Source organism: Shimia sediminis, assembly GCF_003990645.1.
Classification (GTDB): Bacteria; Pseudomonadota; Alphaproteobacteria; order Rhodobacterales; family Rhodobacteraceae; genus Shimia; species Shimia sediminis.
On the sequence record NZ_RYZK01000023.1, the window covers coordinates 1 to 2,500 of the forward strand.

The window sequence follows — 2,500 nt, forward strand, 5'->3', positions numbered from 1 at the left end:
TGGTTGCGGGAGTAGGATTTGAACCTACGACCTTCAGGTTATGAGCCTGACGAGCTACCGGGCTGCTCCATCCCGCGCCAATTGCGCTGTCTCAGCGTCGTTGTTTTGAGCTGAGGATCGTTTTTGAGAGATACGTATCAAGCGAAGTCGTTTACTAGGTTTGGCGATGACCTACTCTCCCACGTCTTAAGACGCAGTACCATCGGCGCTACGGTGCTTAACGGCCGGGTTCGGGATGGGACCGGGTGTTTCACTCGCGCTATGATCACCAAACCGAGTAAACGGCTTCGCTTGATTTTGCCTTTCGGCGTGTCCAAGTCCTGTACGTCTTGCGTTTTCACTGTGTGGGTTACTCATGCAAGTCTGTTGTGTTGTGTGTATGACCTATTTGGTTCCAGTGACGCTGCGCTATCGCGTTTCTAGGTGAGCGCGCAGTCTGTCTTTTACTGGATCAAATCAAGCCTATCGGACAATTAGTACCGGTCAACTGAATGCATTGCTGCACTTACATCTCCGGCCTATCGACGAGGTGGTCTACCTCGGTCCTCAGGGATACCTTGTTTTGAGGGGGGCTTCCCGCTTAGATGCCTTCAGCGGTTATCCTGTCCGAACATAGCTACCCAGCACTGCCGTTGGCACGACAACTGGTCCACCAGTGGTTCGTTCACCCCGGTCCTCTCGTACTAGGGGCAACTCCTCTCAAGTATCCTACACCCACGGCAGATAGGGACCGAACTGTCTCACGACGTTCTAAACCCAGCTCACGTACCTCTTTAAACGGCGAACAGCCGTACCCTTGGGACCTGCTCCAGCCCCAGGATGAGATGAGCCGACATCGAGGTGCCAAACACTGCCGTCGATATGGACTCTTGGGCAGTATCAGCCTGTTATCCCCGGCGTACCTTTTATCCGTTGAGCGATGGCCCTTCCACTCGGGACCACCGGATCACTATGGCCGTCTTTCGACTCTGCTCGACTTGTCAGTCTCGCAGTCAGGCTGGCTTCTGCCATTGCACTCAACGAGCGATTTCCGACCGCTCTGAGCCAACCTTCGCGCGCCTCCGTTACGCTTTAGGAGGCGACCGCCCCAGTCAAACTACCCGCCACGCAGGGTCCCGGATCCGGATAACGGACCGCGGTTAGACATCAAGCAGAATAAGGGTGGTATCTCAAGGGAGGCTCCACCGGAACTGGCGTCCCGGTTTCAAAGCCCACCACCTATCCTGCACATATTGTGCCTGATGCCAGTGCGAAGCTGTAGTAAAGGTGCACGGGGTCTTTCCGTCTAACCGCGGGAAGCCTGCATCTTGACAGGCAATTCAATTTCGCTGAGTCGATGTTGGAGACAGCGGGGAAGTCGTTACGCCATTCGTGCAGGTCGGAACTTACCCGACAAGGAATTTCGCTACCTTAGGACCGTTATAGTTACGGCCGCCGTTTACCTGGGCTTCAATTCAGAGCTCTCACCCCTCCTTTTAACCTTCAGGCACCGGGCAGGCGTCAGACCCTATACGTCGTCTTGCGACTTCGCAGAGCCCTGTGTTTTTAGTAAACAGTCGCCACCCCCTGGTTTGTGCCCCCAGCCAATACTTGCGTAGAAACTGGGCCTCCTTCTCGCGAACTTACGGAGGTATTTTGCCGAGTTCCTTCAACATCGTTCTCTCAAGCGCCTTGGTATTCTCTACCAGTCCACCTGTGTCGGTTTAGGGTACGATCTCATGGAAGAGCTATTTCCAGGAACCTCTTAGCCGCCCATTCAATCCAATAAGGATGAACGACCTTCGAGATCCGTCACTTCTTCCTGGCCCAGGAATATTAACCTGGTTCCCATCGACTACGCCTTTCGGCCTCGCCTTAGGGGTCGGCTTACCCTGCTCAGATTAGCTTTAAGCAGGAACCCTTGGACTTTCGGCGAGAGTGTCTCTCACACTCTTTGTCGCTACTCATGTCATCATTCTCACTAGTGATCTCTCCACCGGATCCCTCACAGGCCGGCTTCACAGAAAGCGCTTTATCCTGCGCTACCGCTTCGCTACTTGAGCGCGTTAAACGCTCTCGCAACAAGGCGATAGAAGAGGATAAGCACTATGTCACACTACGCTCTGCTACCGCATGCACAAAGTGCACACCCTAGACTTCGGCTCATGGCTTGAGCCCCGTTACATCTTCGCCGCAGGACAACTTATTTAGACCAGTGAGCTGTTACGCTATCTTTAAAGGATGGCTGCTTCTAAGCCAACCTCCTGGTTGTTTTGGTCGTCCCACCTGCTTTCCCACTTAGCCATGAATTAGGGGCCTTAGTCGTAGGTCAGGGTTGTTTCCCTCTCCACTACGGACGTTAGCATCCGCAGTGTGTCTGCCACATAGTACTCCCGGGTATTCGGAGTTTGGTTAGGATCAGTAAGCCTGTGGGGCCCCATTACCCATCCAGTGCTCTACCCCCCGGGGTATTCGTGTGACGCTCTACCTAAATAGATTTCGCAGAGAACCAGCTATCTCC

At 53.9% G+C, this 2,500-nt stretch carries 1 tRNA gene and 2 rRNA genes (1 of these 3 cut by a window edge); all 3 read right to left on the minus strand.

Annotated features, from left to right (window positions below):
- A tRNA-Met gene (locus EK369_RS21135) sits at window positions 1-77 on the minus strand.
- 81 nt (window positions 78-158) lie between these two features.
- Window positions 159-273: ribosomal RNA gene (gene rrf, locus EK369_RS21140) — 5S ribosomal RNA — on the minus strand.
- A gap of 179 nt (window positions 274-452) precedes the next feature.
- Window positions 453-2,500: ribosomal RNA gene (locus tag EK369_RS21145) — 23S ribosomal RNA — on the minus strand; it runs 820 nt beyond the window's last position.